Here is a 7245-nt window from a genome sequence, read left to right on the forward strand (position 1 = left end):
AATTTAATTTCAAGAATAAGCTAACCGGAAATTTTGTTTTCTTTAGAAACTATTATCAAATTAAAATTTGAACATCACACCATCTAGTGGATCATTGGACTGTACTGGTGTAAAAATATCATTTGTTTTCCCGTTAGCTTCTGAAATATATAAATTTTGAGAAACGATAAGGTTGTAATTGTACGAGTTATTACCTCCATTGATTATCTTAATTCTATCGTATATAGGAACCATCTTGGTATAAGTATATCCAGTAGTGGAGTATGTTGCAGTAAAACCTGCATTTAAGAATGTACTGTGAAGTGTTTGACTATTATATTGTGTTTCAACCTTAGTCCATAAGGTAATTACAGCATTCATATTATAAAGGCATGGATATTCCTCGATAGCTTTTGTAAACCACGTTTGGTTCGCGGCATCATATTCAGGCTTAAAGTTTTTCACCATGCCGTTAAAATTTATAGACACATTACTGATTGCGAATTTTGGATCAAGACCTATACTTAATTTGGTTTGCCCCTTTCTTTCTTCCCAACTGCGGATCATCGCCCTAATATTGATATCTCCGACATCACTACTTAGACTAACGGCAGTTTCCCCATGTCGATTGGGTAAATTTGGATTTGCACCGCTTTTAAGGAGTTCGGAAATAATTTGTGTTCTTTTTTGTGATACAGCAATATTCAGCGCAGGATTCAAGTCTATTGGTTCTCTTACATTAGGGTTTCCTCCTTTTAATAAAGCATATCTTAAGTTCGTTAAATTATTTGATTGTACAGAACTTAAAACTACTGCATTAATTTGGTTAATGTTTGGCATAAGTGTTCCGAAAACCTCGAAATTTCTGTTGTTCTGTGAATTTTGAATGGCAAAATTTAAGTGTGGGAACTCTGTTATTTGTGTACGGTAGCTGTAATCTAAGGTTTTAATTATGTTCATCGTATAGAAATTCGATTCTGTACTCGATACACTTGTTTCGAGTATGGAGCTAAAACTGTACGATGCACTTGTACTACTCTGCTTAAAAGATACCCCTGATGCAAAAAATGAAAGAATGTCTCCTTTTTCAAGAGCAGCCAGCGAGGCTAATATATCGATTTGAGCAGGCTCATTATTATCTTCAGTTGCCTTAACATATTCCGCGCTTAATTTACCCAACTCAGGCTTAGAAGCGGCCAGTGCTGTAGCCTGTAGCTGGGCATGTCTGCTGATAAAGTCATTTTTAGATAATGGAACATATCCTAACAAATTATCTAGATGTTTTAGGATCGTTTCATCAGGATCCCTTAAAACAATGTCAACATTGTTAGTATAACTAGAAGTTGATGAAGTTGAAATACGTTCTTTTTCGATCGTCTTGATCGTTTTTTTTCGGGTATCGATAAACCACATTTTGCTTCCACTACTTTTAGCTTTTCTGATCACTTCTCGAAAAGCTTCAACTTTTATATTGGTAAGGGCGGTCTGATCTATTTTCAGGCTTAGACCACTAAAGGTTTCATAAGGAAATTCATAATCAAGCGAGATCTTAAAATCCCCGTTATAAATATTGGAGTAGTTCTCATCATCTGTTTTAAATAGAAAATCCCCGGTATATTCTGATGATGTAAATGTATTTCCTAAAGTTTCCTGTTTGATTACATTTCCATCAATAATAACCTTCACCGTAATATTTTTTATTTTTGGAATTACAAGTTGATAATTGTCCAGTCCAGTTTGGTCAAACCCTGATGGCTTAAAACCATTGCCAATTATACTCTTTGCAACATTCGTCCTAAAATCCATCGGAAGTTTGGCTGTTGAAGAGAGTATTAGATATTTTATTACAATATCCCCATTGGGCCTTATCACAACAAGTTTGGATGGGTCGACATTTGCGCCTCCGAATTCCCCAACTCCGGCGGGACCATATAATTTAGGTAATACATTGATGCGTCTATCAGCTGAGGTATTGGTGGTGTATTCCACCCAACCCTCAAATCCCTGAACATTAAACCAAGGGAATTCAGCAGCTCGGCACACTGAAAAAAAGACATTAAAAATAATGATCAATAAAAGGTTAATAGTTGTTTTCATGGCTTTGGTTTTTAGTATGGTTATTATTAGGATATCTACATTATACGTAATATTTAAGGTTATAAAAATAGATTCAAGAGCAGTACCAGGTTGATGCGGTAAGAGATAACATTAACAAATATAAGATTTTATTACGCTACGTTAATCTGCTTAATATCAATTTGTAATAAAATAATTATATTCTGTTTAATTTATTTTTTCAAAAGGATTTTGGAAAATCTGCTCAAAATTTTCTAAAATTTAAGAGGATAAAAACTACGCTATGAAAAGACCTATTTTGCAGCCAATATTCTGGTGTTCGCTCTGCAGCTTTCTGTTTCGTTTTACTTTATACGGTCAAAAAATAATATTAATACATATTTTTATAGTTTTAATGTGAGTAAATTATATAAACGGCATCCGTATCGAATGCCGTTTGTTAGTTTATTATCTGCGAATAGTAACACCTCCATCTACTGATAGATATGAACCTGAGATATACGAAGCTTCGCTTGAGGCCAAGAAAACAATGGCGTTTGCAATTTCTTCCGCTTCGCCGATTCTTTTAAGAGGAACTGCAGCTGCAATAGCTGTTTTAATGTGCTCCGGAGTCTGTTGGTTCATCGGAGTGTCGGTTAATCCGGGAGCCACGGTATTGACACGGATTTTTCTGTCTGCCAATTCCGTAGCTGCTGTACGTGCAATAGCATCAACAGCACTTTTTGTGGCAGCATAAGCTCCCATTTGCGCGTAGCCACTGACTGAAACTCCGGAGGAAATAAGAATTATAGAGGCTCCTTCCACTAAATGTGGAATTAGTTTTTGTAACGTAAAGAACAACCCTTTCACGTTGATATTGAACAAATCATCAAACACCTCTTCAGTTGTTTCCTCAATTGAGTATTGTTTTGCTATACCTGCGTTCAAAACAAGGACATCGATTTTATGACCACTTTCTGCAATGTTTTGTTCCAATGTTGCAATGTCTGCCATTTTGGAAATATCAGAGGCTAAAGTTTTTAATGCAGGACTATTAATTGTATGTGATGCCTTATCTAATGCATCCGTATTTCTTCCTGTTATTAAAACCTTTGCTCCTTTTTCAATAAATGATTTCGCGGTTGCCAATCCAATTCCTGCACTTCCACCTGTAACTACAATATTTTTATTTGTAAAATCCATTTTTTAAATTTTAAATGATTGATATTAATTTTTAGTCTGACTTTTTACATCTTTTGTTGTTGAAATCGATTTCTATAACGATGCAAATGTAAATTGAATAAATTTATTTTAGTAACTTTGTAACTAAAAGTAACAGTAACATTTGGGTAACAAAGTAACTTATTATGGAAATTAATTGCTTAGATAACGACAATAATAAAAAACAAATTATGGCTGTCCATGATGCGATGGACGTTTTGAATGGCAAATGGAAAATCTCCATAATTTCATCGGTTTGTTATTACAACAAACGACGTTTTTCTGATATCTTAAATGATGTGAAAGGCATCTCCAATAAAATGCTTAGTAAAGAATTGAAGGAACTGGAGATGAACCAACTCGTAAAACGTATCGTGAACGATACGCAACCCGTAACTGTCCAATATCAACTGACAGAATACGGTATGACTTTAAAAAAAATCATCGATACCTTGGCAGATTGGGGAACTGAGCATCGAAAAGTAATTGTTGGGAAGTAAAAGTACCTTTTAGAAATTCAATATGTTAGGAGGTATTTCAATTTTCCGGCAAGCTATGGTAATCGTTTTTAGAACATTTTTGCAAGCAGAGAAATCAACATTGTTGTTTTTACGATCTGTTAAATAGCTTGTTATAACGATCTCAATTTTTTCTATTCTTCTGAGCTTCAATATGGTAACGATAATATGTATTTAAGAATGAACTCAGAAAGCGACTAAGTCAGCTAAACTAGTCGTGTTTGTACAATCTGGAAGCATCTGAGACTATTGGATTAAAGGAGGAAAGACTGAATATGAAAGGTTGATACTGCTGAAATATTGTTTTAAGTATCGAATAAAAAGTCCGTCTCACAACTTGTGATGACGGACTATTTTTATGGCTTTTATTGAATCCTCATTTCACAGAAATGATACGCCGTCAGGTTTTAGAAATATATTTTTTGCATATCTTAATCTGTTACTTTTAAGTGCTGAATTTTTCCGTCAGCAAGTTCAAAATGAAATTTTAAAATAATCGGACTGCCCGGAAATGTTCCTGTAATTTTTGCCGACAAAATATTTTCTTTTTCATCATAATCTACCGGCTCTATTGTGGCTTTATACTCTTTGTTGGATTTGTCGATCCATTGTTCGATTTCTTTTCTCCCGTTATGAGTTTTGCCTTCATCAAAAACTATGGCTGCTTCTGCAAAGCATTGGGCATAAGCAGCACTGTCAAAATTATTCTGTGTTTTTACTAACTCGTTGATTACATTTGGTAAATTCATATTTTCTATTTTTTAAATGATTATTAAATGGTTGGTAGTGTTCCTCCATCGATTACATATTCTGTTCCTGTTAAATAGCTTGCTCTTGGTGAAACCAGAAAACCTACAAATTCGGCTACTTCAGCAGGTTCAGCAGGTCTTCCGAAAGGGATTCCCCCTAATGCATTCATTACCCCTTGTTGTGCTTCTTCTACAGTACTGTTCGAGTTTCTTGCAATTTCGCCCAGCCAGGCTTCCGATGCTGTTGTATTGATCCAGCCTGGAGAAACCGTCAATACACGAACGCCTTTAGGGGTAACTTCGTTCGATAGGCTTTTGCTGTAGTTTCTCAATCCTGCTTTTGCCGCTGCATAAGGCAAAGTTGAATCATATAGAGGTAATTTGCCCTGAATTGAAGCAATGTGGATGATAACACCAGCTTTTCGTTCGATCATTTGCGGTAAAAATCCTCTGTCCAGTCGAACCGGAGCCAAAAGATTCGCGTGTAGTGTTGATTCCCAATCCTCATCATTAAGCGAGGCAAACCCACCTGCAGGAGTAGATGATCCACCAAGGTTATTAACCAGGATATCCAGTCTTCCGTAGCCCGAAAGCACTTCTTTTACTACTTTTTGCGCTCCTTCTGCTGTACTCAGATCGGATGCAATGAAATACAGGTTATTGTTTTCTTGTTCAGGTGCATTTCTTGCCGTAATAATAACCGTTGCGCCAGCCTGTAGCAGTCTGTCTGCAATTGCTTTTCCTGCTCCTTTTGTACCTCCTGTCACCAACGCAATTTTGCCTGATAACTCATTGTTATAATTAAATTGTTCCATTTTTTAGATTTGTTTATAGGACAAAATTGGGGGATAAAAACAGTTCGTACAAGTACGGAATTACGATTCATATAGGGATAAATTATTCCCCTATTGTACAAATCGGAACATACGCTTACTTTTACATTATGTATGAAAGAAAAATAATTCCAAATCTGAATTGTGGTCTTGACCTGATCGGTGAAGTGCTTTACGGTAAATGGAAAATCCGTCTTCTTTGGTTTATCAATCAGGGACATAAAAGACCGAGCGAATTACAACGTAAAATTCCGGATGCATCGCGAAGAGTTTTAAATATTCAGTTAAAAGAGCTGGAAAACCATGAGTTGGTCACGAAGAAAATTTACGCTGTTGTACCTCCAAAAGTAGAATACAGCTTAACTGAGTTTGGTGAAAGTCTGATTCCTGTTGTAGGTGCTTTAGGACAGTGGGGAGACCAGCATGAAGAACGGTTAAGAACCTTAATTTTAAAGAGTATTCAGAGATCGTTTGATACAGATGATAATTAAAGTTTTTTTCTGAGATTTCCGGATTTTACCATATTCTATTAAAGCTTAAATTATGTGTGATTTAAATTATAGCTTTTGTTTTTGATTTCATGCAAAGCTCGGTTCTTTCATGATATTTATGTGATGGAAAATTATTTTTGACTTTTACTATAATATTAAAAATATGACTCTTTTTACAAAGAACTAAACTACTTAAGAACAGCAGAATTATATTTTGAACAGTGATTCAAGTCTATGGCAAGAATTATTTGAAGATTAAAAAATAGAGTGGTATAGGAGCTTACTAAAAATAGGTTCGAGTCCCTTAATTCCAGCTGTAATTACTATATTTTTATTTTTAAAATCTTAATAATGATTTTAAAAATTGGCAATACGAGCCAATTGTTCAATGTTGGTTAACTGAATTTTGCGGCCTTCAATTTTGATAAGATTCTCTTGCTTAAAATCATTGAGAATACGGGCTAAGGTTTCTCTTGCTGTACCTACCATATTGGCCAGATCAATTCGGGATAGCGTGATAAAAACATTTTCCATGGATTCGCTAGTGGTATATTTATCATGAAGGATCAGTAGGCTGAGAGCAGCCCGTTCTCTGACGGTGCGATGTGATAATACAGCCATGAGGTTGGCCATAACACTAAACTCGTGACTAAGGGATTTTAATAAGAGTCTTGAAAAAACGGAAGATTGGTCAAGGATATGCAGGAAATCATCTTTTGAAATAAAAGAGATAACAGAATTTTCAAGAGTTAAAGTGGTATCTCCGTAAGTCTCATTACTCAAAATAGCAGAATATCCAAAAAATTCGCCAGAACTGTAAATGTAAATAATTTGCTCTCTGCCATCATTGTCTACTTTGTATTTCTTTATTTTACCTTCATTTAAATAGTAGATCCCGGTCGGCTTTGTACCATCTGTAAATATAGCTTCATGATTACGGTAGTTTTTACTTTTCATCGCAGCCATAAGTAAATTTTTATCATACTCAGGAAGATCGTTAAAAAGATATTGATTATTAAAAATAAATTTTGAAATCATAATTTTTTACTTCTTAAAAATTGAAAAAGAACTCAAAATTTAACTTAAATCACATTTTAAGCCTACTTAAATCACCAAGTTTTCTTTCTAAACAGATTATTTTTGCAAAAGTAAGAAAATTGCTCTTGAAATAGGAAAGAAAGTCTTTTTAAGGAATGACTTACATGTAATGAAGAGAATCTAGAGATAAATTATTATATAACGAATTTTTAAGTATACTGGATAAATAGTAAGACACATACTCTTCATATACATACTGATACAGCTAAATTTTTTACCTTTTATTTATCCAGTTATTTTTTTATTGAAAATAACAAATAATGAGTAATGTTTACGATACTATCCTTGGCCTAATAGGAAA

General features: G+C 34.5%; 7 protein-coding genes. 2 read left to right on the forward strand and 5 right to left on the reverse strand.

Going from position 1 to position 7245, the window contains the following annotated elements:
• Positions 1-60 precede the first annotated feature (60 nt).
• Together RM51_RS18775 and RM51_RS18780 are read right to left on the reverse strand one after the other, a co-directional pair.
• Positions 61-2022 carry an ankyrin repeat domain-containing protein gene (locus RM51_RS18775; RefSeq protein ID WP_039373266.1) on the reverse strand — a complete coding sequence of 654 codons (1962 nt, stop codon included), beginning with the start codon at positions 2020-2022 and terminating at the stop codon, positions 61-63.
• 480 nt (positions 2023-2502) lie between these two features.
• Positions 2503-3237, reverse strand: a complete 735-nt coding sequence (locus RM51_RS18780) for an SDR family NAD(P)-dependent oxidoreductase (RefSeq protein ID WP_039373268.1) — start codon at positions 3235-3237, stop codon at positions 2503-2505.
• A 164-nt stretch (positions 3238-3401) separates the two neighbouring features.
• On the opposite strand from RM51_RS18780, the gene RM51_RS18785 reads away from it, so the two are divergent.
• Complete coding sequence (locus RM51_RS18785) at positions 3402-3755, forward strand: winged helix-turn-helix transcriptional regulator (RefSeq protein ID WP_039373269.1); 354 nt, start codon at positions 3402-3404, stop codon at positions 3753-3755.
• 449 nt (positions 3756-4204) lie between these two features.
• On the opposite strand, the gene RM51_RS18790 is transcribed toward RM51_RS18785, so the two are convergent.
• Complete coding sequence (locus RM51_RS18790; RefSeq protein ID WP_039373272.1) at positions 4205-4522, reverse strand: nuclear transport factor 2 family protein; 318 nt, start codon at positions 4520-4522, stop codon at positions 4205-4207.
• Positions 4523-4545: 23 nt separating this feature from the next.
• Positions 4546-5337, reverse strand: coding sequence for an SDR family oxidoreductase (locus RM51_RS18795; protein ID WP_039373275.1), 792 nt, complete (start codon positions 5335-5337; stop codon positions 4546-4548).
• 26 nt (positions 5338-5363) lie between these two features.
• On the opposite strand from RM51_RS18795, the gene RM51_RS18800 reads away from it, so the two are divergent.
• Positions 5364-5846: a winged helix-turn-helix transcriptional regulator gene (locus tag RM51_RS18800; RefSeq protein WP_228375835.1), complete on the forward strand. Its 483-nt coding sequence runs from the start codon at positions 5364-5366 to the stop codon at positions 5844-5846.
• A 357-nt stretch (positions 5847-6203) separates the two neighbouring features.
• Here RM51_RS18800 and RM51_RS18805 read toward each other — a convergent pair whose 3' ends face one another.
• Positions 6204-6884, reverse strand: a complete 681-nt coding sequence (locus tag RM51_RS18805) for a Crp/Fnr family transcriptional regulator (RefSeq protein WP_039373280.1) — start codon at positions 6882-6884, stop codon at positions 6204-6206.
• Positions 6885-7245 lie beyond the last annotated feature (361 nt).

This window comes from Chryseobacterium taiwanense (genome assembly GCF_000813825.1).
Taxonomy (GTDB): domain Bacteria; phylum Bacteroidota; class Bacteroidia; order Flavobacteriales; family Weeksellaceae; genus Chryseobacterium; species Chryseobacterium taiwanense.

Coding starts and splice junctions, on each gene's coding strand:
- RM51_RS18790 (WP_039373272.1), bottom strand. CDS start 4,522: ATGAATTTACCAAATGTAATCAACGAGTTAGTAAAAACACAGAATAAT.
- RM51_RS18805 (WP_039373280.1), bottom strand. CDS start 6,884: ATGATTTCAAAATTTATTTTTAATAATCAATATCTTTTTAACGATCTT.
- RM51_RS18795 (WP_039373275.1), bottom strand. CDS start 5,337: ATGGAACAATTTAATTATAACAATGAGTTATCAGGCAAAATTGCGTTG.
- RM51_RS18785 (WP_039373269.1), top strand. CDS start 3,402: ATGGAAATTAATTGCTTAGATAACGACAATAATAAAAAACAAATTATG.
- RM51_RS18780 (WP_039373268.1), bottom strand. CDS start 3,237: ATGGATTTTACAAATAAAAATATTGTAGTTACAGGTGGAAGTGCAGGA.